Consider the following 22,852-nt stretch of genomic DNA (forward strand, 5'->3'; position numbering starts at 1 on the left):
GGCGTCGGTGAAAGTAAGCGAGAAATGGAAGGGCTCTACGGATGTCCGAAGAGGTGGCGGTCGCGGCGCAAAAGGCGCGGCCGAAAGTGGTCAACGGAACGCAGTTGGCGGCCGAACTGGGCATCGAGCCCTGGATGGTCACCCGTGCACAGGAGTTGGGGCTCATCCCGCCCCGCGACAAGTCCAAGGGGTGGTCACGCGAGGCAGCCGACGCCCTCGCGCCGCGGGTCGAGGAGATCCGCGAGGGCATCGCGGACCGCGAGGGGTACGGCGCCCGGCGTACGGCCGAGCTGCTGGCCGAGCTGACCGGCCTCGCGGTCGAGTCCGCCGACGTGGTGCCCCTGGCCGAGAAGACCAGGTTGCGCGTCGTGGACAAGTACAAGGGCTGGGACCTCTACTCGGTACGCGACGCGCGGGCCCTCGCAGTATCCGAGGACGCCAAGGCGCTGATGTCTGAGCTGATCACCGCACGGCAGGAGGCGAAGGCCCGCAGCGAGGCCGAGTGGACCGCGTGGGTCGAGGTGAGCCTGCCGCCCGACGAGGCAGCCGGCCGTCTGGGGTGGAAGGTGGCCGAGCTGAAGCAGGTCGCCCAGGACGGGCGGATCAGTGCGGGGAGGGGCGGACGGTTCGGCGTCGAGGACCTGGACGTGCTCGCCGCGGACGAGGAGCTGTGCGAAAAGGTGACGGGGGACCGGCTGATCCGGGCCGACGAGGCGGCCGGACTGCTGGAGATCCGGTACCCCACCGACTGGCAGCATGTGGTGGCCGCAGGCTGGATCACCCCGGCTTCCCACGTAGAGGCCCGGGTCGGCAAGCGCCGGTGGATCGAGGTACCGCTGTTCCGGACCCGCGACGTCGAGGGCCTGCGGGATCTTCCGGGTGTGCCGTGGGAGGAGGTCCGCGCGGTACGAGCCGGAGAGCCGAGTCCGCTCCGCGAGTACAGCCGGGTGACGACCCGTGCCGAGGCGATCCACGCCTTCGCCGCCGCCGTCGCCGACCGGCACCAGGTCGAGGTGTGGGCCTTCCACGACGACCGCACCGGCGCGTGGGCACTGGACTGGGCCCGCGACGATCAGGACGGTCCGACGCGCGAGCAGGTCGCCGCCGAGCTCCGCGCCGACCAGCAGGCCGCCCGCTACAGCGCGGACATCACGGTCGGCGGCACCCGGTGGGGCCAGCGCGCACGTCACGCACGCGAGATCCTGGCGGCGGACACGGCGGTGCTGCTGTGCACCAGGTCCTCCGGGCAGCCGACCAGCGACACCGAGACGACCGAGATCATCGAGATCGCCGTCGTGGATGCCTCCACCGGCAAGGTGCTGCTGGACCGGCGGGTGAAGCCGTCCGCCCCGCTGGGGGAGCGGCACGCCGGAGGGCTCTCCGACGAGGACCTGGCGGACGCCTCCCCGTGGGAGCGCGTACTGGTCCGGGTGCGGGACGCGACCCGTGGACGCCTGATCGTCCCAGGCCGGCCGGGAGAGGACCAGAAGCTGATCGCGGCCGACACCACGCGGGCGGGCAAGCGCCCGATGCACCTCGCCGCCGACGAATCCTGGGCTTTGCGGGAGGGGGACGACCCGGTCACCCCGGTCAGGGGACTACCTGCGGTGAAGGGGTGCGAGTACGTACGCGAGGAGCTGTTGCGGCGGTCCCGCGCCCGCGGCCGCGCTCACCTCCCAGAGGCCGCTGTCCGCCGGGAGGTGACCCGCTGATGGCCGAGATCCGGATCATGGGCGCGAGCGTCGAGGAACAGGAGCAGGTCACGGACCTGATCAGGAAGGCCCTCGCGGCGTACCCAGTACCGGTCGCCGTAGACGAACCGCGCCGTCTGCAGAACCGGCGGTCCGAACCCGGCACCCCCGCGTACCGGATCGTCTTCACCGTCATCCCAGCTCCCGCCCCGGCGCCGGCCGCCGAGGAGCACACCGTGCACGTCGAGCGGGAGGAGCCCGCCCGCCGAGGAGAACGCCGCGGCGGACGCCCGATGAGCGGGCGCCGGGACCGTCCCGCCCTTCCTCCGGGCACCGGCCGGTAACCGCCGGGACTGTCCGTCGTATCCCGTACGGGCCCTTGCCGCCGCTACTCTGGGGGCGAGGGCCCGGTGACCGTTCCGGAGCCCCGTGCCACGGGAAGGCGGTGACCATGCGCGAGGCGATGAATCCTGGCGAGGGGGAGTGGACCCCGGACGCCATCGCTCACGCCCTGACGCCGGGCCAGCGGATGGAGTTCATGCGTCAGCTGAACCTCACCCCGTTCAGCGAGCTGGAAGCCCTCGGTGCCCGGTGGCAGAAGCTCATCGAGGACCTGCGGGCCGGAGCCGCGAAGGCCCCCGAGGTCCTGGACTACCAGCGTCAGCACGGCGGCGCTCTGCCGCCGGAGTACACGGACGTCACCGAGCTGATCAGCGAGCGGCGGGTCGCGTGAACTACCGGCTCTACATGGACCCCACGCAACACGAGGTCTACCGGAGCCTGCCCGAGCGGGCCCGCGACCGCTTGGCCCGCTTTCTGCTCGACTCACTCACCGACCCCATCACCGCGACCGAGCCCTACGGCGACGTCGATGACGGCGTGGTGCGACTGTGGGCCGCCGGGGACCTGGCGGTGGTGCTGATGGTCGGTGCCGAGACCAAGACCGTCACAGTGCTCAGCATCGCGTACGCCGGCCTGGACTGACGACGAACGACGAGGGGGCTTCTCCTCCTACCCCCGCGGGGGTAGGAGGAGAAGCCCCCTCGGTGTCTTCAACACCCTTCCGCGGGCGGACCCGATCAGCGACCGTTCCGAAGACACCGCTCGGCGCCGAGCGTGAAAGTCGATGCGGAATTACCTTCACCGGGATCAACGAGGCGCGACCTCAGAAGGTCACGAGGGCCAGCAGAAAGCTCAGCGCCGACCACGGGGGGAGTCGGCGCTGAGCTGCCAACCACTGTGCCACGGACAGACGTCCGGCAACCGGCAAAGCGCACATCTTGCATCGCCTTCGACCCCGGCCACAGAACGGAACCCCCGAGGACCCGCAGCCGAGGACCGACGAGCGGAGGTACCCAGCCGTGAGGCCCCCAAGGGCCGTGCGGCGGCACCTCCCACCCGCATCGGCCACGCTTCCCTGTGTTGTGACGTCACGGCGACCAGCCGCCCGAGACGCAGAGCCGATGATGCTCACTGGCGGGCAGCAGACGACGACGGCGCCGCACGCGCAGCGAGCTCGACCCACGACTCACTAAGCGTGGGGCTCGCCGTCCCCGAGAGACCCAGGCGGCTCCGGGCTCCACTCGGGCAGCCGCGCCTCAGCGCCGGTCTGAGAGCCGAGGAACGCCGTCGCTGCGAGGAAACTGGCACCTGTGCCGTCCCGGTCCTCACAGCTCTCCGTCAAGCGTGCGCGGACGGACACGGTGGCCGCGATCAGGTCGTACGCTGCTACCTCGGACACCCTGATCTCTTCCACAGAGACACCGCGCTCTGCGGCCAGAACTTCGAGGATCGCCCGGCGGTGGGTCCAGGCGGCCCGCGCCACCTGGTGTTCCGGGCTCTCCTCCCCACTCAGTCGCGTTCGGCTGAGTAACACCCGGATCTGCAAGATGTCCTCTCGAATCCGCTGGGCCAACGCGCCGGGGGAGTCGAGCAGTTCGGCACGTTCCTCCACAGGATCAGCTTCCTACCGGTCGATCGAATGACGCCATTTCCTGCATCCTCGCCAGGAGGAAGCGGCAGTCCTCCACGGCGGTGTGCGGGCCTCCGAGCCTCTGCGAGCGGTAGCGCCCCCGCTTGACCGACCACAGGCCCTTCCAGACGGCGTACGGCTCCATCGCGTCGTGCCACCGGCACTCGCCCAGCCATCGGGCGGCTACCTCTGCCGAACTGTGCCGTTCCAGCTCCCGTTCCAAACACCCTTTGTCGAAGGGCAAGTTGTAGGCCACACACGTCCGTCCGTGCAGTGCCTCACTGAGGGCGGGCAGCAGCTCTCCGAAGGTAGGTGCGTCGGCCACTCTCTCCGGGGTGATCTTGTGGACGGCGATGGCGCCCGGCTCGATCTCGGCCTGCGGGTTTACGTACGAGTCGAAGAGTACGGTGCCGCTCTTGTCGGTGGCCGCGATCTGAACCGCCCACGCCCCGTTCAGGCCGGTGGTCTCGATATCGACCGCAGCCAGTGAGTCGTCCGCCAGGAGCCGCCGGGCCCAGTCCGCGACCTGCGCCCGCTCTCGCGGCCACGATCGCGGTCTGCGCAGGGCCCGCACCGCGTCGTCCAGGGCGCCGTGCCGCTCACCGCTCCCTCCGAGCCGCCACCCGGCGGTCCCGAGGACCTGGTCCGAGTAGAGCATCCCGAGGAACGCGTCCCCGTCGTACACCGCGAAGTCATGGCGGTCGGTGTCGGCCGGCCGCACGAACTGGGCGGCCCTGCCGTCGATCTCCTGGGTGAATAAATCGTCCAGCAGCGCGGGGTCGGCGGTCATTCGTCGCCCTCCCCGTCGCGGACCGGAAGACCCTGTTCGTTCACGATGAGCTTCTGCCCGGGGATCGGTTCGTCCTCGGCCACGGGGCTGCTGACGTGGTCACGGCCGTGGCCGTCCGCCGCAGGCGAGGACGGCTTGCTCCCCTTGCTGCCGCCGGCGGGGGACTTCACCTGTCGCTCCAGGCGACGGAGCTGGGTCTCCAGAGCCTTGCGGGCCTTCTCCGCCCGCTCGGCCGCTGCTGCCTGGTCCGCGCCGAACTTCTGACTGGCCTGGAGTTGTTCGAGCAGGCGGTCCCGGTCGTCGTTGTGCTGCTTGACTAGCTCGCCGCGTTCCTTGGTGTGCTGCTCGATCAGGCTGTTGCGATCGTTCAGGTGCTCTTGGATCAGGTCCTTCCGTTCCTGCTTGGCCTCGGCGACCCGTGCATTCGCGGCTTCCGCCTCCGCCTTGTGCTGGGCGGTCTCCGTCTGGAGCTCTTGGACGCGTTCCCTGGTGGTCCGCTCGATGGTCTCGACGTCCCTCCGGGCGGCGGCGACCTTGTCCTCCGCGTCCTTCCGGGCGGCGGCGATCTTTTCGGTGGCGTCGTTCTCGAACTGGACCCGGTGTTCTTCGATCCGTTCGTCGGCCGCCGTCCTGGCCGCTTCGATCTGGCCGTTCGCCTCGGTCGTGATCCGCTCGATCTCCGCGCGAGTGCTTTCCTGCACCTCTTTGACGCGTTGGTCCGCCGCGGCGACGGCCTCAGCGGATGCCCGCTCGGCAGCCTGCTGGTGCCGTACGGACAGGGCGGCCAGGACGAGCATCGCGACGGCGGCCGCCGCCGCCTCTTCCTTCTGAGTCTCGGCCTGCCCTCGGAGTTCGTCGGCCTCAGTCGCCGCCTCCTGGGCCTCTTCGAGGAGGCCCTGAAGACGCTCTTGCTCCGACTCGGCAGCAAGACGTAGTTCGTGCTCGGTGCCGTACTTCGACTCCGCCTCAGCGATGCGGAGCTGGGCGGCTGCCTGCGCATTGGCGACCTGCACACTCGCCAGTTCCGGATCGCCCGCAGCTTCGACCGCCGCGCGGTGCTGGGGGAGCACTTCGAGGAGCTGAGTCATCAGGGACCGGAGACTGGTCTCCGTGACCTGAGCCTCAGCCACCGCGGAACTGTGGGGCAGCGCGGACAGGTCGTCGGGCACGACATGCCCCGCGGGCTTGCCCCGTTCGTCCTTGCCGTTGGCCTCCCGCCACCGCAGCGCCCTCAGAGACGTGTGGTCCGGATCGTCGCAGTATTTCGCCCGCGCCCCCGACTTGCCGGGTTCCTTCGCCTTCACCGGGCGGCTACAGCCGGCCGGGAACGCGCAGAGGCGAACGTCGCTGGTGGCCTCGCTGGCCTGGTCGGTCATTGCTGCTTCTTCCTAGGCGGTCTTGCGTGCGGGCAGGGCGATGACGGCGGCTTCCTTAGCGGATTCGAGCGCCACAGTGAAGGCATCGGCGACGGCGGCGGCCTTTCCGGTCATACCCTCGATCTCGGCGACGGCGAGGTCATCGCGCGCGGTGCGGGCGAGGAAGTCGAGGACGTCGTCGCTGCCATCGGTCAGGGCCTGAATCTGCTGCAGTTCGCGGTACCGGTCATCCGCTTTCGCCACCTGGGCGGCGTACGACTCCAGGGCGCTGACCCGCCGGGCGATCCCGTCGAGGCTCGCCTGCATGGCCCGGCGCCGGGTATCGAGCAGCGCGGTGACCTTGCCCCCTTCGGGGTTGGCAGGCTCAGCCTTCACCAGCCGGGTGTACTCCCGCAGGTCCTCGGCGATCTCCCACTCCTGACGGGGGAGGGACACCTCGTTGTGTTGCCGGTCGATGAGGTCGAAGCGGTGCACCGCCGATGTGCGCACAGCCTCCTTCGCCTGCTGGGCACGGGCGAGGAGGGCGCGGGCGTCATCGCTGAGTTCCGCGGGCCGGATGCAGCGACCCCGGAGTTCGGCCAGCCGCCGCGCCGACTTGTTGCGCACGGCCGCGTCCGTCGCGAACGAGAACGCCGCCACCCCGAGAGCCACGGCACCGATTGGCCAGGCGTAGACGAGTGCCGAGTGGAGCGTATCGAAGATGCCCTGCATCGACCGGTCGACGAGGTCCGTCATGGTGGCCCGGTCATCGTGCGGGCTCGGTGTGTACCACTCGGTTCCCCCGGTCACCCAGGCCCCGCCCGCGAGGGCCGCGACGCCGGCACCGGGACGGAGAAGACGCGGAGCCGTGGCCCACCAGACGCTCATCTCGCCCTCGCTGTACGAGCGGGGATGCCGTTCGGCTTGCTCCAGGAGGTCCCGTTCCTTCTTCGTCAGATCAGGGTCCATCACCGTGGCGGCGGCCAGGCTCGGTGACGGCGGTTCCTTCTTCACCCTCGGATTCCTCCCCCTGCGGGTCGGCCGTGCCCAGGGGCCTCACGGTCTCATGTCGCACCGACAGAGAACCGGCTCCCGAGGGAGCAGCCGTACCGCTCCGACTCCGGAGTGTAGTCCATTCCATTTCAAGATCGCAATGCAACGCAATGAAATGTAATGCAATGCAACGCAATGAAATTGAATCGACACAGGGTCTGATCAGGAACGATTCGACACGCGACGATCTGAGAACAGCATTACGTTTCAAGGTAGGGGTCTATACATGTAAAACTCGATCCCAGGAGAACAGCACAGAGCGACGAACGCCACCGCCGCTTGCTGCTGCTGTCTTTCCAGTCAGGGCACTGCCGTGAGCCCGGACCGGAAGGCTGCGCGGGGAGGGGACGAGCGGAGAATCGCTCTCACAGAACCGTTAGGCGTCCGAAGTACCCGTTAGGGCGGCGTCGTCTGCCCTCGCCGGCCGCCTGATTTCCGATACCGTCTCCTTAGCGGAAATCAGAAACAGCGCGCTTGCAGACGCCTACAACAGGCGCTGACAACTACCGGAGGGGGCGGCGATGCCGGAGCGAGACGAGACCGAGGAGCCCGGCCGGTCGGCCGAGGACGTCCAGCGGCTGCTTCAGGCCGAAGCCGACCGCCGCGGCGTCAGCGGCCCGGAACTGCTCGACCAGCTCGCCCGCGAAGGTCGGGCCACCGGCCTGGTCGACACCGACCCGCAGGGCGACCTCACCGGGTGGACCACCACGGTGGTCGATCGACGCGGCATCGCCCGGGGAGGCGAGGAGAAGACGGTGTCCGTTCAGCCCCTGGTGTCGCCCGAGCTGTTCGGCGGCGGACCGGTGACGATCCTGGACGGCGCCGAGGGGGCCGCCATCCTGGGCCCGCTGAACAGCGGGAAGACCAGCACCGTCGACCAGACGCGGGCCCAACTGGACGCCGCCGGCCTCGCGTACGAGGAGCGGGCCGTCACGGACGACTTCGGCGTCCAGCGGGTCGAGTTCACCGTCGAGCAGCCGGAGAACGGCGAGTGACCGGCGACCGGATGCCGTACGGCCGGTGGTGCATGGAGGCCGATGCGGCGGACGCCCAGCGCGGGGACCTGGTCCCGCTCGCCGAGCTGCCCGGCCTGGCGTCCGGCAGGGCGTCCCTGAGCCGGGCGCTGGAGCTTCTGCAGGAGGCCCCCAGCCGGCCCGCCGCGCTGGACGAGGCCCGCGAGGCGATCCGGACCGCCCTGGAGCAGGTGCCCCAGACCGGCCGTGACCAGCACTGTCACGAGTACCGGTGGCGGTCGGGGGATGCTCCGGTGTGCTCGGTGAAAACCTGCGGGCGGTGTGCTCCGATTCGGGCCGCCCGCGACCGGCAGGGCGCGCGGTGACCGCCCCGTACACCCGGGCGGAGGCCGGGCGGGACCGGCTGGACGAGCAGATCGCCACAGCCGCCGGGAATGTGCAGCGTCTCGCCGAGGAGGTTGCCGTCGAGGCCGCGGAACTGGGGCGACTGGCCGCAGCCGGGGCGCCGTTGAGCGCGCAGGCCCGGAAGCTGACGGCATGTCTCGAAGGCGTCGCCCGGGGTGCCGCACGGCACGACGCGCTGACCGACGCACTGAAGGCGGTGTACGGCAGACCGGCCGTACCAGCGGATGCTCCCACCGCAGTTCTCCCCCTCCCCTCCCCGCCGGACGAGCCCTTCCGGGGAGACCGCCTGATCCGGCTGACCGCCGCGGAAGTGCAGGAAAAGATGCGCACCCTGAACAACGACACCCAGGGCACGGAGGGCACGGGCCGGTGAGCCAGACCTACGAGCAGGCCCGCACCCAGGGGTGGGGGCCCGAGGCCGAAGCGATCAAGACCCGCGTCCACACCGCCCTGCGGAGCGGACGCGGCATCGCCGTCTTCCCCCTGGTGGAACTGCTGCTGGACGGCGAGGAGTTCGACCTGACCGGGCTGCCGGACGAGCGACGTCGGCTGGAGATCGCATTCGCCTACCGCGCCGGCCGGATGGAGGTCGAGATCTTCCCCGCCACGCTGCCGTCCGACCCGGGCGAAGCCGTGCTGGTCTACCGAGCCCAGCCGCTCGACGGCACCCCGGACCCCGTCGCCACGCTGCTGGACGCGCTGAAGGCGATGACCCGGGCGTCCGGCACGGGCGCCGAAGCCGTCCACCAGGCCGCCCAGGACGCGGCGGCCGCCGTACGCGCCATGCTCCCGCCGACCCGCACCAAGCGGAAGTAAGCCCCGGAGGCCCCTGCCGTGACCAGCACTGACATCGTCCTCCCGCCGTCTCGCCCCATCGCGCGGCAGATGGAGACGGTGACCACCAGGACCGGAATGCGCCTGTCGGCGTCCGCTGCCAAGTGGTTCGAGGAGAGCGTCCCGCGGTCGAGCCGGGACGCGCGGGCCTGGCGCTGGCAGGAGTACGCGCAGTGGTGCAGCGACGTCGACTGGCACACCGCCGAGCGCGGCGCCGTGGCGTCGTTCATCGCCGCCCTGGCCGACCGGGGGCACCCGGTCAAGACGCTGCAAGCGATGTCGGGCACCCTGCGCGGGATGCGTGCGCTGGACGGATCGCCGCTGGACGCCGAGGAGTTGAAGGCGATCGAGGGCGTCATCCGGGGACGCGCCAAGCATGAGGCGAAGGGGATCGGGGGTGTCCGTCCCGGCCCGCTGAAGGCAGACGGCGTGACCCCGGAAGACCTGCGGCGCATGGTCGCCACCCTGAACGTGAGCACCCCGCGCGGGGCGCGGGACGCGGTCACGCTGGTGCTCGACTGGTGGATGGCCGGGCGGTGCAGCGAGCCGGCCGCCCTCAACATCCACGACATCCGCATCCTCACCGTGGAGCTGACGGACGAGGAGACCGGGGAGATCCACGAGGTTCCCGCGCTGGAGGTCGAGGTCAGGGAGTCCAAGGCGGACCAGGACGCCGAGGGCGAGACCGTCCGCATCCTGGCGCCCCTGGACGCACCGGAGTTGTGCCCGGTCACCGCCGTGCGCCGGTGGTTCGACGTCCTCGCCGACGCCGGGCAGCTCACGGACGGTCCCCTCCTCCGCCGGATCGACCGGCACGGGAAGATCGGCGCGGACGCCGCCGGCCGCCGCAACGACGACGCCGACCGCCAGGGCGGCATCACCGCCCGGACCGTGCGGACCATCATCAAGACGGCCGCCCGCGCGGCCGGGCTCATCAAGGACGAGGACGAACGGGCGGTCGCCGAGGTCTGGGAAGACCGCGCGGAGGCGGTCGCCGCCGCGGCGGCGACCGACAGCGAGGCCGAGGCCAGCAGCATCCTCTCCGGCTGGCGGCTCCGCCTCCGCCGTGCTCTGCAGCAGGGCCGCCGCATCACCGGGCACAGCATGAGGCGCGGGTTCATCCAGGCCGCCCTGCGCAGCAAGAAGCCACCGCACCAGGTCGCCATCCACTCCCGTCACGCACCCAAGAGCCGGGCGTTCTGGGAGTACGTCGACAGCGTCCCGGACTGGGAGCAGAGCGCGACCATGTCTCTGCGTCTCGCGGCTTAGGACGTCATCACGAACGGCTTGTTGCACCCGCCGCAGATGACTGGCGGCCCCTCCCAGGTGCCCGCCGCCGCCCGCAGAGTGCGCACGGGACGGCACTGGCAGCTCGCCGGCCGGTAGTTGGTGTTCCGGCGTTGCCCGCCGGTGGCGGTGGCGCCCGAGGGCGGGATCGTCCGCTCCGCCCGGATCGCCGCCTCCAGTGCGGCGATCTGCTCGCGGTAGCGCTGCCGTGCGATGTCCGTGATCGAGGTGACGGAGTAGCCGTTGCGCTCCGAGCGCTCCACGGCGAGCCCCAGCACCTGGGCCGAGTCCCGGAAGAACTTGTTGTGGTACTGCGCGGCGTTGCAGTCCTTCTCCCCGCGGGTGGAGCACCGCCCGTGCGCTGCTTCGTGCAGCAGGCTGCCCATCACGTCGGCGGCGCCGCGGGCCAGGCCCTCAGCGGCGATCCATACCTCCGGGACCTTGTCGCCGCCGGTAAGACTCCACTGCTGGGCCCAGAAGTGCGCCCAGAGAGGCTTCCGGTGCCGGGTCCCCATCGTCACCACGGCGTCCGGCACGTCGGGATGGTGGCGGCGGATCTCCTCCCAACCCACGGCGAGGGCCCCGGTGATGGCGGCTCCGACGCTGCTGAGCGTCGCGTTCTCGGCGGGGCCCTCGGACTCCGCTGCTGACGTGGTGATGATCGCTTCTCCCATTCTCGCGTCTTAAGACGCGAGAATATCGGACCCGGGCGCCGATTTCACCAGCCATAGGTCGACTCGCACAGCCGCGAGAGCGAGGGGTCGACGGCCCCCTTCGACATGGCGCACACCGTGCCCATGTCGTACGAACGGGCAGGGCGGGGACGAACCGGAGGCCGCTTCGGCACCGCACGCGGCCGTGGGGTCACGTGCTCGACCCGGGGGCGCGGGCGCGGAGCCGCGCGACGTTCGGCTGGGGCCGGTGCGGCGCGGGCTGGAGAGGCCGGGGACCGTGGCGGCGCCTTCCGTGTCTCCTTCGCCGGCCGGGGGGAGGACGTCGCGGAACCTGCCGAGTCCTCGGAGGTGTCCACGAGCACTTCGAGAGCGGGTGGAGGTGAGGGCAGCGGCGTCTCCGGGAAGATCATCGGCCGGGCATTCGCCGGGGGCCGTGTGCCGTCCGGGTGCGGAGCCTGCCCGGCGACGCTGACGCACCCCGTGCACCCCACAGCGAGCAGGACGAGGGCGGACAGGAGACGGAGCACCACCCCACCGTGCCCGAGCCGGGAGAGGGCCCGCCCCCGACACGCGGAAGGACCACCGGTACGTGTGACCATCCACCGGCAGGTGCTGACAGAGGGGCGCCTGTCCCTGGCCGTCAGGCCCACTCGGTGCTGGTCGAGCAGATGGCAGGCAGGGCCGCTCCCGCCACCAGGTGGTGGACGACCCCGAGCGCGATGAGCCCGCAGGCGTGCAGCGCTTCCTCGCGCTCCATCGTGTAGACGCCGAGCCCGCGGACGTCGAGCGCGGCCACGATCCGTTGTGCCTGCCGCCACCGCGCCCGCCGGACACCGAGCGGGGCGGCCTTGAGCACGGCCCGGCGGCGCAGCCGGTGTATGAGCAGCTTCTCGGTACGCTGCCACCGGCTCATGTACCGGTCGAGCTGCACACCGATGCGGCCGCTCTGCTCTGCGGTCCGCCACTCGGCGCAGGCCGTCAGGTACGCCAGGGCCACGGTCACGACGGCCGCGTCCTGGCCCCGGCGCTGCAGGAGAGCGCCCACCGCGTCCCAGTCGGGAGCGCTGGCACCCAACGCGGCGACCCCTGCCCCGGCGCGGTCCCTCGCCCCGTCCTCTGGAGGCCGGGTCACAGCGACTCCTGCGGCCAGTCGGCTTGTTTCAGCGGCCGGTCAGCGTACGGGTAGAGCGGACGTTGCCGCGCGAGTTCCGGCGCCCGGTCGAGGCGGTCGATCACGCTCGGCTCGCGGTAGTGCCACCGGGCCCAGTCGAGGGCCGCCCGCTTCGTCTGCTCGCGCCGCAGGAGGCCGAGGTCGGGGTGCCACACCACCCAGTCCAGATGACCGCCGCGGCGAGAGCGCCACAGCACGAACAGCACGAGCGCGACCACAGCACTCAGCCCGGCCCACGGCAGGGCGAGCAGTGCGGCCGCATCGCGGAGGTCGGAGGGCTGGGCCCACAGAAGCAGCAGGCTCAGGACGGGAGACACCGCCCAGGCGACCCAGTACGCGTAAGCACCGCGCATGACCCGGCGGTACACCATCACGGCGCCGATCAGTGCACCAGCCGCGACGAGTACCGGCCACCGGTGTCCCGAGCCGGCCGCGAGGACGACGCACACCGCGGCGGTGCCGGTCAGTCCGGCCGCCGTCGTACGGTCCTGCCGATCGCGGGTAGCGGCGGGTTCTGGCATGGTCGCAGGTCCTGGTCAGACGAAAGTGTGACGGCCGCCGCTGAAGTGCCGAACCATGGGGTCGAAGACCTGATGGCGGACCGCGTGCTCGGCCGCCTCGTACTCTACGGGGTGGTCGAGGTCCGGAGAATCGTCCGGTCCCAGCCCCAGGTTCGCCGCCCACTCCACGCAGTTGTGGCAGCCGTCCACCCGGGGCGGATTCAACCGGTGCACAACCAGTTGGTGCGTCGTCCACGCGATCTCGGCGTCATACACCTCCCGGGCCGCTTCCCCGGAGTTCACGGCGGCGCCATAGGCGGTGACCCACGTCTTCATGAGGTCGCGGCCGTCGAGGCAGCACGGTGTGGGCAGGCCGGGGACGGCGAGCGGGGAGGGCGCGAGGGCGTTGTCCGGCATACGGCAGACCGTACCGGGCGGACGCCCGCGCCGAACAGGGAACGGTTCTTCCGGACGGCTGGCTGGTTTCCAGCAGTCGTGCACCAGTGCGCTGCTGCCGTCGAACCCATGTGACCAGTAGCGTTTCTCCGGGGTCGCGGCAGCGGCACACGGGAGCCGGGAGAAGCGGAGAACACGGTGGACGACGTCGAGGGCCTGCGGATCGAGGTCTACCGCACGCTTCAGTTGGCGGGCCTTCCCCTGAGCGATCTCCCCTCGGCCCCGGCCACCCCTCCCGCCGGCGGCGGCGTGGACGTGGTGGAGTCCCGCGAGTTGGAGGCCGTCATTGTGGGGTGGGCGTGCAGCGCTGAGTTGCTGAAACAGGCCGCCGACGCCATCGACCGCGAGGAGGACGAGCACCCCGACGTGCAACTCCAGGACGAAACCGAAGCGGCGATGGCCGCCGCGATCGGCCGGGTGCTGCGGCGGCGGGGCTACGTCACGAGCGACCGGACCGACGTGCCCGGCAGCCACCAGCTCATCGTTCGAAGAGGTGACGACGCGGTCAGCTGATCCTTGCCCGGCGGAACGATCGAGGTTTCCCGGGACATGTTCCGGCCGGTACTCGACGTACTCGCCACCAGCGACCGACACTGAAACTCAGGTCGCGCCGCACACCGCAGCCCGGATGCGGTACGAGTTCCGGAATCGGCTCGACACTTCCGTCGGCCGCCCGGCCACGCTCACGGTCCGCGCGGAACTTCTGCCGTCGGCATCACGAGGCGCCCCCGGCCTCACCGGGAAACTCCGTGAACTGGTCGCGGAGGCCGCCCAGCCGAGGTGAGCCCGAAGAACAGCGTCCCGCCCCTCCGGCCTCCGTCGAAGAGGGGCCGCCACACGTCCGGCGAGCGATCCACCGACGTGGCCCCCGGGCAACGCAGAGCGCTGCCGCAGGAGCTGGCACCCCGTCTAACGCTCACGCAGAGCGAGGGTGACGAACCGTCACCCTCGCGAAGGACGGACACCCAGGCGTCGTTGACGCGCCGGCACCACAGTGGCAAGCCGACATGAACAGGTCGAAGGCCGGACATTCCGCGCTGAGCAGGGCGGGACGGACGTGAAAAAAGTGCTCCGACACGCGTGATTCGTGATGCACGGAAGGGGTCGGAGATGGCAAGATACGGATCATGGCCGGGACTGGGAACAAGCGGATGCTCACGAATCGTGAGAGCGCCTATGACCCTGCCTCCGGCGAGAACTGGCGGATCACCGTCAACCTGCCGCCCGTGGTGGCAGAGGCTCTGATCCCGAAGCTGCGGGAGATTCACCCCCGCCTGGCTGCCGCCGGTCTCATCGGCGCCGTCGTGGAGCACCTGGTGCTGCGTGGCGACGTGCCGCTGGACTGGAAGCGCACAGCCGAGATGGTGAAGAAGGAGATCGAGGGGATCGAGGGTGCACAGCGCCCGTCCAACCCGGCTCAGGACGCACCCCTCCCTCGGGGTAGTCGCCATGGGGGCATATCGACGTAACTGATACACGCCCCGGGGACTCACCCGCGGGGCCTACGAAAACTGAATCCCAAGGCACTGTCAGCGATCGGTTTGGTCGCCAGTGAGCTGATCAGGGCCTTTTCCATCGACGTCGGCGACATCGCCCGATGCGGGCTTTGTGCTGCCTCATGTCGTTCAGTTCTGGAGACCATCATAGCCACAGGTCCCCGGGCCGGCACCTCCTTGCCCGAAAGCGGTGTGTCACGCGCGCCGTTCACGGGAGTACCCACCGCCGAGCCCCGTACGCACAGGGCAGCGGCCACCGAGCCGCTTTTCCCCCTTCCCAGCACTTCGTCCCTGCCCCGGCAGCAGACGGAAGACAACACCGAGAGCGCAGCCGAGCGAGCCCGCGTGGCCGCCATGCTGCTGGACGATCTCCTATTCGCCGCCCCCGTCTTCTGCATCGACAGCGGAAACTCGAAGGTGGCAACCGGCCGACCGCTGAAGTTCCTCAGCGAGGCCGCCGAGTTCGTCCGCACCGGCCGCGCAGCCTCCTACGTCGCCACCCTTCGGGAAAGCGCGGTCGCCGTCGATGTCGACGGCGACGACGACGACTGGAGCACCAGCGCGCTCGAACACCTCACCACCCGCGCCAGGGAACTGGACGGCTGGTTCGTCACCCGCCGTTCGGGCGGCGGCGCCGGCCGCTGGCACCTGATCGCGTGTTTCCGCACCCAGGCCGCCCGCGCCGAGTTCAAGACCACGGTGGAAACCGTCCGCGCGCACTGGGGCGCCACGGCCCGCCAGATCGACTGGCGCCGTACCCTCCGCCCGCTCTCCGCACCGCACCGCAAGAGCGGCCGCGTCGACCTTCCCGAGTTCGTTGAGGGAGCCGCCAACACACTGCCGTCCTGGGCCATGAACATGCCCCAGTACACCCGGCCGGTCACAACTCTGCGAAAGGAAGTTCCGGCAACTCCCTGGCAGCGTCGTATCTCCACGATTCCGGAGGGGGAGTTCTGGGAGCGCCTTCGTAAGCCCGGTCCCGATTACTGGATGGACCGCTCCCTCAGCGAACTACTCTCTACCGCCCGCCTCATCATCGCGGGGTTCGACGCCGACGCCGCATGGCAGGTAGTCAGCGACCCGGCACACCTCGGTTTCCACCGCGCCCGCAATCGCGGCCACCGCTGGTGGGTGAACCACTGCTGGAACGCCGCCGTCGAGTACGTGGACGACCACAGGAACAGCCGCACAGGTAAGTCCGCGTCCGAGCGCTGGAAGAAGGTCACAGGCCCGCTTCTGGCAGGCGTACGGGAACTCCACTGGCCGAACTGGACCACCGCCACCCGGCACAGCAGGGAACACATCCTCGCGGCCATCGGGGACCGCATGGCGCGTCAGGGGCTGGCCTGCCGGCCGCTGCCCGAACGCGACCTGGAGAACGACACGGGGAAGTCCCGGAACACGATCAGGGACGCCCTGGACGCGTTCGTGGAGGACGGAGTCCTCATCCGGACCCGGACGTACGACCAGAGCATGGGCCCCAAGGCGTCGCACGAGTTCAGCCTGAACCTGCTCACCCTGGACTTCCGTGCTGAAACTTCTGAACCACCTTGTAGTCACTCCCCCGCCCCCCGCAGCCGCTCCTGGTTCAGCCTCGCTACGACCCTGGCCCTCCACCCCGGCCCGCTCACCGTCGCGCAGCTCTACACCCTCAGCGGCTACACCCCCACCCCCCGACCGACCCGGGCACAGCTGATGAACGTGGAGACCGGCCTCCAGGTGCTGAGGAAGCTCCGCATCGCCCAGGCCGGACGGAAGGGATGGGAGCTCACGGGTCAGGCCGTCCGAGAACTGAGGTCCATGACCCAGCGGAAGGCAGCAACGGCAGCACGGATCGAGCGCGAGCGGAGTGCCTTCGCGAGGGCCTGGGAGGCCACCAGGGAGAAGCTGCAGCGCCGTTGGCAGGAGCAGAAGGAGAAGGCCCTCCAGAGGCGTGCAGCGGCCGACCAGAGCCGTCGCGAGCAGTGGTGGGCGAGTTTGGCCGCGGAGGAGAGGAAGAGCCGTCGAGACGAGTGGAAGGCCCGTTTCCGTGAGCTGACGCCGGCCCAGCAGAAGGCCAGGGTCACCGAGTTGCGTGAGCGCCGGTACATGGCGAAGTGGGGAGCGGCCGCCTAGGTGAGTATCACGGGGTAGCCGCCCGCCAGTTCGGCAGCGTGAACCCTGCTAGCAAACTCGGAGTTTGCCGCAGGGTGTAAAACCATGTGTAAAACAGGGTGTGACAAAGGGTGCTCCCCCCACCCCCTCTGACCTGCCCTTTTCCACGTGCTGCATCCTGACCACCCACTCCCATCGTCCCTCAGGAAGTGGGTGGTCAGGATGCAGCACGTGGGTTCAGATCAGAGGGGGTGGGGGGAGCACAGGTTGAGTGTGGTGGAGGTAGAAGAGGAACTGAGAAGAGGAGAGTGAGAGTGAGTGAGAGAGAGTGAAAGACAAAGACGAAGGACAAAGACAAGGACAAAAGAGAAAGACAAAGACGAAAGACAAGAGAAGAGAGAGAAGATTTTAAGAACTAGGGTGGGCCGGTGGGTGGTACGGAGGAGTGGTATCTGCAAGTTGTCGCTGGCGAGTTACTGGGCGGGGATGGGCAGCGAAACTTGAAGCCGGTGGGGGTACTTGTTCCGGCGGGGGGGGGCGCTGGGTTCGCCGGGAGGGTGCCGCCAGGAGGTGGGTCGGTGTGCGGACGGTGATCGGCTCTGATCTGTGCCGTCGTGATGCACCCTGTCCACCGGTGGCGAGTTCCGCGTCTTGAGGGTGTTGGTTCCCTTGCTTCCGTCGGCGGCGAGCTGTCGAGTTCGCCCCGTGGTGGGTGGCTGGGCGAGTCGGAGAGTTTCCGTCGGAGTCGGGCGAGGTTACTGAAGTGGGCGCCCTTCGGGCGGCGTTTGGTGGTCCGGCGGCGTTCACCTGGCGGCAGACGTCGGCCCCGGGGGGCCTTTGGTCTGCCACCAGGGCGCCGGACCTTGGTCGACCCCTGGCGGGGTCGGCTGCTTTGATCTGGTGGTGGCCTCCTACGTCGGCCACCACGGCAGGGGCTCTCGTTCCTCGGCCCCTGCGGGCGGGCGAGGCCGGTTTGAACCTCGGAGTTTCGCCGTGTGCCGCACGGCGCGCGTTCGTAAGTCACGGTGGGAGTTGGTTGTCGTGGAGGTTGTAGTCCGCGAAGTGGTGGTGCCCAAGGGTAAGAACTGGCGGCTTACCGAGCGGGACGTGCCGGTTCTGGAGTGGATCGGCCGGTGGTTCGGCGTAACGGCAGAGCAGGTCACGCGGCAGTTCACGGGAGACGGCGGAGTTCTGCCGTCTCGTCAGGTGGTGTACCGGAGGCTCCGAGCGCTGACGTCGATGGGTCTGCTGTCAGCCGGCCAGCTCCCCGGACGGCGCGCTCAGGTGTTCTGGCTGACGAAGTCGGCGACGGAACTGCTGAACATTCCTGGGAACGCAGTGACGCCGAATATCAAGGAGTACAACCACGACCTGGCCGTGGTCGACCTGGCTCAGTACATCAGCAGCATCAGGCCGGACGATGAGCTGGTGACCGAGCGGGAGATCCGTGCTCGCGATACCCCGAACCAGTACGCGAGCACGGAGCCCACCTATGCGGTGTCGACGGGGGAGAACGGGCGCGGCCGCCGTTACCCGGACCTGGTGGGTCTACGTCCGGACGGAACCGTGTGGGCCCACGAGCTGGAGCGAACCCAGAAGGCGCGTCCGCGTCTCGTGAGGAACATGCTGCTGTACGTCAACGCCGATCACATCAGTTACGCCATGTACTGGGCCTTTCCCAAACTGCTGAAGAACGTGGAGTCGGCCGCGGAGGAAGCGAACGCTTCCGCCGTCGAGCTGGGGCGGGGACAGAAGATCTTTGTCCGCGTCTGGGATGTAGAAGAACGGGGAGCAGAGTGAGTACGCCACGGAGCCAGCGAGCGCGAGGGAACATCGCAGGCGGACCTACGACGAAGTGGCAGGGTTCGCAGCCCATCAACCCAAACTCCGGTGAGGCCGTGGCAAGGGCGGCGGGGGTGATCCTGGCCGTCCTGAACCCGGTCGCGGCGATTCTCGTGCTGGTCCTGGTCGCGGCCGGCCGCCGCTTCCCGCCGCGGGCCCGGCACTGGGTGTGCTGGGCCGGGTGGGGTGCCGTAGTCGTCGGCGCGCTGATCGGCTTCTTCCGGTGGTACCTGGTGCCGTACCGCGAACTGGGTACGGCGATCTGGGACAGCCCGAACCGGGCCGCTCTGGCAGAACTGGCCCAGGAGAACTGGGTGAGCTGGGTGGGCAACCAGATTCCGTTCAGTGTGACCGTCGCGGCCGGGGTCGGCGGAGCGTGGCTCATCCGGCGAGCGAAGTTCCAGGCGGAGTGGCGGACGGTGAAGGACCCGGTGCCGCAGAAGCGTATCGAGGCGAAGCTGCGGGAGCTCGCGCAGAACGATGACCGTCCCCCGGCGCAGAGTTTGGGCGACCTGCGTATCCGGCTGGGCGTCGACAAGATGACCGGCGAAGCATGTGAGATCAGCGGCCGTGCGATGAGGCGCCACGGATTCATCCCCGGAGCGTCCGGATACGGAAAGTCCCGCACGATCGAGCAGCTGGTGTACGAGCTGGTGGTCAGTTCGCACGCGCGGCCCCTGGGTATCGGGTTTCTGTTCGCCGACATGAAGGCGGACCCCATGCTGATCGAGGCTATGGCCGGAGGGGCGCATCACGCGGGGCGCCGGTTCAAACTGGTCACGGTCACCGGGGCGGGTACGACGTACAACCCCATCCGGCACGGTTCCGCCGAGCAGATCCGCAGCCGGATCGTGGAGTGCCTGGACCAGGTGGCCGGCGGCGGGTTCTCCGAGCCGCACCACCGAGAGGCCGCCGAGGAGTTCCTGCTGTACGCCGTCCGGGCCCTGGACGATCTGGTTCGTGGAGGCGTCACGGAGTTGTTCCCCGACGGGACGACGAGGGCCTGGCGCCGCGACCTTCCCGACCTGGCCCGTCTGCTGACGCTGAAGTCTCTCGGCTCCCGGACGAACCACTTCTCGCCCCGGCTGCAGAAGGAACTGGGCGACTACCTGAACTACCTCAACACCGAGGCCAAGGATCTGAAGCGGTCGATCCCGGGCCTGGCCACCCGTATCCGGAACCTGGTGTCGGGCGACGCCGGCCGCGTCCTGATCGAGACGCCGGACGGTGTCGACCTCTACGAGTCGGTCAAGCGCGGCGACATCGTCCTGTTCTCCCTCGCGGCGAACACCGACGCGAAGGCGGCGCGGCAGATCGGCAACCTGTTCCTGACCGATCTCGGATCGGTCGGAGACCGGCTGCTGACGGAGAACTTCGGGGAGAACGGGGGACTGTTCATCGCGGGCGTCGATGAGTTCAGCGGGCTCGGGGGCAGCACGATGACGGGGCTGTTCCAGCGGTTGCGTGCCGCTGGCGGCGGTCTGTTCGTGTGCACCCAGGACCTGGCGGACCTGGCCGACGTGTCCGACGCGTTCCTGGCGGCCGTGCTCACCAACGCGGACGTGCTGATCCTGCACCGCACCAAAGCGTCCGCGGAGCAGGTCTCCGAACTACTCGGAACGTACGAAGGGTGGGAGGAGACGCTTCAGGTCCAGGAGGACATCGGCGTTCTCGGCTCGACCACGGCCGGGTCCGGAGTCGGCTCCCTGCGCCAGGTCGACCGCTTCAAGGTCCACCCGAACCAGCTACGGGAACTCGGTGTTGGCGAGGCCATCGTCGCCATCGGTCACCCGGAGGACTCTTCCCAGACGGTGCAGATGGCTCTTGCCCCGCGGTACCCGGTGCCGGAGGCAGAGCAGAACGAGGTGGTCGAGCAGCAGCCGCCGGTCGACCTCACGAAGGAACTCCCCTTTACCCCGCCGCCGGCCCGCAAGGACGTCGAGGCCGTCGAGGCGGCTCCGGAACGCGAGCCGGACGACGCCGCCGAGTACGAGGGTTGGGAGGAGGAACCTCCGGAGGTCGAGGAGGAACCGGTCGAGGCCGACGAGAAGGAGACCGTGGAAACCGGCGACGACGCGGCGGCCGCGACCGCGGAGGAAACTCCGGTCATCGTTCCCCAGCCCACAACGAGCCCGTCCCCAGCGACGCCGAAGCCAGCCAGCGACCCGTTCTGACGAGGGGCTGAGCTTCACGATTTTCTGCCTCCGGCGGGCCCTTACTCCCAAGGGGGTGGGGGCTCCGTCGTTGTGTGCGGGCCGGGAAGTGGCTGGGGTGGAGGGGTGGCCGGGGGCTCCCCTCGGCCGGACGGGCACCCTTCGGGCTACCACCGAACCTGCGGGGGGTGCCAGGCCGAGCCGCTTCGCGGTCGCGCAAGCGCGAGCCTGGCACCCCCCGCAGAACCGGCGGTACGGCGGAGCTGCCCGACCGACCGAGGGGAGCCCCCGCCCACCGGGCGGAGTTGTGGCGGAGGCCGCCGGGCAAGGCCCGCGCGGAGGGGGGCGGAAACCGCCGCTGACCTGCGGAAAGATGTGATGCAGGTCACCTGTTCGGAGGACTGTTTCAGGTGGACTCAGGCACTCGAATAAGGCAGAATTAGTGATGTCGGAAGGGGATGGCAGCCCCGGACGACAGGCCCGAACCTTCAACACCAGGGAGACCACGTGAACACCGAGACCGGCACCGCGAAGCACTGGATCGTGGACGCCTACGACGCCGTCTGGGTGGACGGCGTGATCGTTCACGACCTGTTCAACGTCGCCCGCGTCTGCATGACGTGCCACATGGAGACCGGTCTCACCGGCCCGTGTCTGCGGGAGAACCCCCTCCCGACCCCGGAGGAGATCACGCAGGTCGCGACGCTCGCCGAGCTGCACGAGGCCGCGCGTATCGCGTTCGGCACCCTCCCGGTGTGGATGGTCGACGCCATCGCGCGGGGCGAGCTGGACGCATACGCCCCGGACGACCGGCGGAAGCGCCTCAGCCGGGCGCGTCAGTCGCTCGCGTACGCCGAGCTGCACCGCCGGGCGCTCGACACCGAGTAAGCGACCGCAAGAGCCCCACCGTCCGGGGCGGGATGGCAGCCCGCCCCGGACGAGCCCCGAACCTTCAACACCGCAAGGACGCACAGCATGAGCACTCAGCCCGTCAAGCCCGAGACCGTCGCCCCCGAGTGGCCCGCCGCGAAGCCCGCCGACATCGACGCCGCCACGGCGTCCGCCATCATCGAGGCCCGCGCGATCAGCGAGGAGCTGACCAAGGAGCACGGCGTTCCGGCCGTCATCGTCGGGCACGGCATCGACCCGGTCACCAACGGGCCCGTTGTGCGCGTCGACACGGCGGAAGGGCTCATTGCCCTTGCGATCCCGGCGGTTGGCGAGCCGTACGTCATCCAGCGCGGCGGACAGCGCCTGTTGGGGCTCCAGGCCGTCCGCCGCCCGCGCGCCCAGGTCGCCACCGTCGCCCGCCAGTTCGTCGGAGTGCTCCAGGCCCGCAACCTCGTGTGATCCAGGTCACCCGAACGAGCGACGCGAAAAGCTGGACCCGGACCCCCAAATAAGGCAGAATTAGGGATGCCGGGAGGGGATGGCAGCCCCTCCCGACACCGGCCCGAACCTTCAACACCGGGAGACGCAATGCGGAACACCCCCACCACCGACGAGCAGGCGCAGGAGAACTTGCAGGCCACCAAGGCACTGCTCGGACTCCAGCAGCGCGGATACCTGCACACCGCCGAACGCCGTGCCTTCGGCTGGATCGCGGTGATCAAGCGGGGTGAGCCCCCGGTCGTCATGCACTCCCCCAAGGGCGTCATGGAGTTCGTGGCGAACCACGGGATGCCCCAGGACCTGGAGCCCGTCCGCCGCTAACCCCGAACGCCCGCCGGGAGGGGTGGCAGCCCCTCCCGGCCCCCGAACCTTCAACGAGGAGCAACGCAATGCGCCGGAACCACAACCACAACGCCCGCCAGGACGACGGACGCCGGTACGGACTGGCCATCGTCGTCGGCATCGGTGCCCTGATCGTGGGGGGCGCGATCGGCCTTGACGGCGTGTGGTGGCTGATCCAGCACCTCATCCCCGCAATCGTCGTGGTCGGCACGCTGGGCGTGATCCTGAAGATGCTGGACCGCCGCCGCAGCTGAACCAAGCCGCGCGGTCCCCGGCCCGAGCCGGGGACCCCGCGCGGCGCGGTAGTGGACGCCCCAGTCGGCCGGCACCCCGTGTTGGGACCCGTCCTGGAAATTATAAACATAAACGAA

At 69.6% G+C, this 22,852-nt stretch carries 26 protein-coding genes; 18 read left to right on the forward strand and 8 right to left on the reverse strand.

Going from position 1 to position 22,852, the window contains the following annotated elements; genetic code table 11:
• Positions 1 to 41 precede the first annotated feature (41 nt).
• The 4 genes from ACFV6V_RS24850 (at position 42) to ACFV6V_RS24865 (ending at position 2,675) form a co-directional block, all read left to right on the forward strand.
• Positions 42 to 1,712, forward strand: coding sequence for a hypothetical protein (locus ACFV6V_RS24850; RefSeq protein WP_385568879.1), 1,671 nt, complete (start codon positions 42 to 44; stop codon positions 1,710 to 1,712).
• Positions 1,712 to 2,035: a hypothetical protein gene (locus tag ACFV6V_RS24855; protein ID WP_385568882.1), complete on the forward strand. Its 324-nt coding sequence runs from the start codon at positions 1,712 to 1,714 to the stop codon at positions 2,033 to 2,035. Before ACFV6V_RS24850 ends, ACFV6V_RS24855 begins: the two co-directional genes overlap by 1 nt.
• A 107-nt stretch (positions 2,036 to 2,142) precedes the next feature.
• The gene (locus tag ACFV6V_RS24860; RefSeq protein WP_385568884.1) at positions 2,143 to 2,424 is read left to right on the forward strand and encodes a hypothetical protein; all 282 of its coding nucleotides are present in this window, start codon (positions 2,143 to 2,145) and stop codon (positions 2,422 to 2,424) included.
• Positions 2,425 to 2,438: 14 nt separating this feature from the next.
• Positions 2,439 to 2,675, forward strand: coding sequence for a hypothetical protein (locus ACFV6V_RS24865; protein ID WP_030794391.1), 237 nt, complete (start codon positions 2,439 to 2,441; stop codon positions 2,673 to 2,675).
• A 547-nt stretch (positions 2,676 to 3,222) separates the two neighbouring features.
• Here the strand turns inward: ACFV6V_RS24865 and ACFV6V_RS24870 are convergent.
• From ACFV6V_RS24870 to ACFV6V_RS24885, 4 genes are read right to left on the reverse strand one after another with little or no spacing between them, the layout of a single operon-like run.
• A complete protein-coding gene (locus ACFV6V_RS24870; protein WP_385568886.1) occupies positions 3,223 to 3,645 on the reverse strand; it encodes a hypothetical protein in 423 nt (140 codons plus the stop codon).
• 4 nt (positions 3,646 to 3,649) lie between these two features.
• On the reverse strand, positions 3,650 to 4,453 hold the full coding sequence (locus ACFV6V_RS24875; protein WP_385568888.1) for a 3'-5' exonuclease: 804 nt from the start codon (positions 4,451 to 4,453) through the stop codon (positions 3,650 to 3,652).
• A complete protein-coding gene (locus ACFV6V_RS24880) occupies positions 4,450 to 5,829 on the reverse strand; it encodes a hypothetical protein (protein WP_385568890.1) in 1,380 nt (459 codons plus the stop codon). Before ACFV6V_RS24880 ends, ACFV6V_RS24875 begins: the two co-directional genes overlap by 4 nt.
• Positions 5,830 to 5,841: 12 nt before the next feature.
• Entirely contained in the window at positions 5,842 to 6,822 is a 981-nt protein-coding gene (locus ACFV6V_RS24885; RefSeq protein WP_385568892.1) for a hypothetical protein, read from the reverse strand.
• A gap of 560 nt (positions 6,823 to 7,382) precedes the next feature.
• On the opposite strand from ACFV6V_RS24885, the gene ACFV6V_RS24890 reads away from it, so the two are divergent.
• The 5 genes from ACFV6V_RS24890 to ACFV6V_RS24910 are packed head-to-tail and all read left to right on the forward strand — an operon-like array spanning position 7,383 to position 10,343.
• Positions 7,383 to 7,856, forward strand: a complete 474-nt coding sequence (locus tag ACFV6V_RS24890; protein WP_385568895.1) for a hypothetical protein — start codon at positions 7,383 to 7,385, stop codon at positions 7,854 to 7,856.
• A complete protein-coding gene (locus ACFV6V_RS24895; RefSeq protein WP_030795186.1) occupies positions 7,853 to 8,200 on the forward strand; it encodes a hypothetical protein in 348 nt (115 codons plus the stop codon). Before ACFV6V_RS24890 ends, ACFV6V_RS24895 begins: the two co-directional genes overlap by 4 nt.
• A complete protein-coding gene (locus ACFV6V_RS24900) occupies positions 8,197 to 8,613 on the forward strand; it encodes a hypothetical protein (protein ID WP_030795183.1) in 417 nt (138 codons plus the stop codon). The genes ACFV6V_RS24895 and ACFV6V_RS24900 overlap by 4 nt, the downstream gene beginning before the upstream one ends.
• Positions 8,610 to 9,056 (forward strand): hypothetical protein, encoded by a 447-nt coding sequence (locus ACFV6V_RS24905; RefSeq protein WP_385568898.1) that lies wholly within the window; start codon positions 8,610 to 8,612, stop codon positions 9,054 to 9,056. The genes ACFV6V_RS24900 and ACFV6V_RS24905 overlap by 4 nt, the downstream gene beginning before the upstream one ends.
• Before the next feature lie 18 nt (positions 9,057 to 9,074).
• Complete coding sequence (locus tag ACFV6V_RS24910; protein WP_385568900.1) at positions 9,075 to 10,343, forward strand: hypothetical protein; 1,269 nt, start codon at positions 9,075 to 9,077, stop codon at positions 10,341 to 10,343.
• Here the strand turns inward: ACFV6V_RS24910 and ACFV6V_RS24915 are convergent.
• The 4 genes from ACFV6V_RS24915 to ACFV6V_RS24930 form a co-directional block, all read right to left on the reverse strand.
• Positions 10,340 to 11,035, reverse strand: coding sequence for a hypothetical protein (locus ACFV6V_RS24915; protein ID WP_385568903.1), 696 nt, complete (start codon positions 11,033 to 11,035; stop codon positions 10,340 to 10,342). The genes ACFV6V_RS24910 and ACFV6V_RS24915 overlap by 4 nt on opposite strands.
• 640 nt (positions 11,036 to 11,675) lie before the next feature.
• Positions 11,676 to 12,167 carry a hypothetical protein gene (locus tag ACFV6V_RS24920; RefSeq protein WP_385568905.1) on the reverse strand — a complete coding sequence of 164 codons (492 nt, stop codon included), beginning with the start codon at positions 12,165 to 12,167 and terminating at the stop codon, positions 11,676 to 11,678.
• Complete coding sequence (locus ACFV6V_RS24925; protein ID WP_385568908.1) at positions 12,164 to 12,727, reverse strand: hypothetical protein; 564 nt, start codon at positions 12,725 to 12,727, stop codon at positions 12,164 to 12,166. The genes ACFV6V_RS24920 and ACFV6V_RS24925 overlap by 4 nt, the downstream gene beginning before the upstream one ends.
• Positions 12,728 to 12,742: 15 nt before the next feature.
• Positions 12,743 to 13,123: a hypothetical protein gene (locus tag ACFV6V_RS24930; protein ID WP_360119429.1), complete on the reverse strand. Its 381-nt coding sequence runs from the start codon at positions 13,121 to 13,123 to the stop codon at positions 12,743 to 12,745.
• Positions 13,124 to 13,300: 177 nt separating this feature from the next.
• Between ACFV6V_RS24930 and ACFV6V_RS24935 the strand changes: the two genes are divergently transcribed.
• The 9 genes from ACFV6V_RS24935 (at position 13,301) to ACFV6V_RS24975 (ending at position 22,735) form a co-directional block, all read left to right on the forward strand.
• On the forward strand, positions 13,301 to 13,675 hold the full coding sequence (locus ACFV6V_RS24935) for a hypothetical protein (protein WP_385568911.1): 375 nt from the start codon (positions 13,301 to 13,303) through the stop codon (positions 13,673 to 13,675).
• 614 nt (positions 13,676 to 14,289) lie between these two features.
• Positions 14,290 to 14,631, forward strand: a complete 342-nt coding sequence (locus tag ACFV6V_RS24940) for a hypothetical protein (RefSeq protein ID WP_158709002.1) — start codon at positions 14,290 to 14,292, stop codon at positions 14,629 to 14,631.
• Between the two features lie 372 nt (positions 14,632 to 15,003).
• Positions 15,004 to 16,773: a hypothetical protein gene (locus tag ACFV6V_RS24945; RefSeq protein ID WP_385568914.1), complete on the forward strand. Its 1,770-nt coding sequence runs from the start codon at positions 15,004 to 15,006 to the stop codon at positions 16,771 to 16,773.
• Between the two features lie 1,020 nt (positions 16,774 to 17,793).
• Positions 17,794 to 18,552 carry a hypothetical protein gene (locus ACFV6V_RS24950; RefSeq protein WP_385568916.1) on the forward strand — a complete coding sequence of 253 codons (759 nt, stop codon included), beginning with the start codon at positions 17,794 to 17,796 and terminating at the stop codon, positions 18,550 to 18,552.
• Positions 18,553 to 18,650: 98 nt separating this feature from the next.
• The gene (locus tag ACFV6V_RS24955) at positions 18,651 to 20,768 is read left to right on the forward strand and encodes a hypothetical protein (RefSeq protein WP_385568918.1); all 2,118 of its coding nucleotides are present in this window, start codon (positions 18,651 to 18,653) and stop codon (positions 20,766 to 20,768) included.
• Between the two features lie 486 nt (positions 20,769 to 21,254).
• On the forward strand, positions 21,255 to 21,635 hold the full coding sequence (locus ACFV6V_RS24960) for a hypothetical protein (RefSeq protein ID WP_030795580.1): 381 nt from the start codon (positions 21,255 to 21,257) through the stop codon (positions 21,633 to 21,635).
• Positions 21,636 to 21,722: 87 nt separating this feature from the next.
• Complete coding sequence (locus tag ACFV6V_RS24965) at positions 21,723 to 22,097, forward strand: hypothetical protein (protein WP_376539193.1); 375 nt, start codon at positions 21,723 to 21,725, stop codon at positions 22,095 to 22,097.
• A 129-nt stretch (positions 22,098 to 22,226) separates the two neighbouring features.
• Positions 22,227 to 22,460: a hypothetical protein gene (locus ACFV6V_RS24970; RefSeq protein WP_385568921.1), complete on the forward strand. Its 234-nt coding sequence runs from the start codon at positions 22,227 to 22,229 to the stop codon at positions 22,458 to 22,460.
• A 68-nt stretch (positions 22,461 to 22,528) separates the two neighbouring features.
• Positions 22,529 to 22,735, forward strand: a complete 207-nt coding sequence (locus ACFV6V_RS24975) for a hypothetical protein (RefSeq protein WP_385568923.1) — start codon at positions 22,529 to 22,531, stop codon at positions 22,733 to 22,735.
• Positions 22,736 to 22,852 lie beyond the last annotated feature (117 nt).

Origin of the sequence: Streptomyces sp. NPDC059828, assembly GCF_042731955.1 — a bacterium.
Classification (GTDB): domain Bacteria; phylum Actinomycetota; class Actinomycetes; order Streptomycetales; family Streptomycetaceae; genus Streptomyces.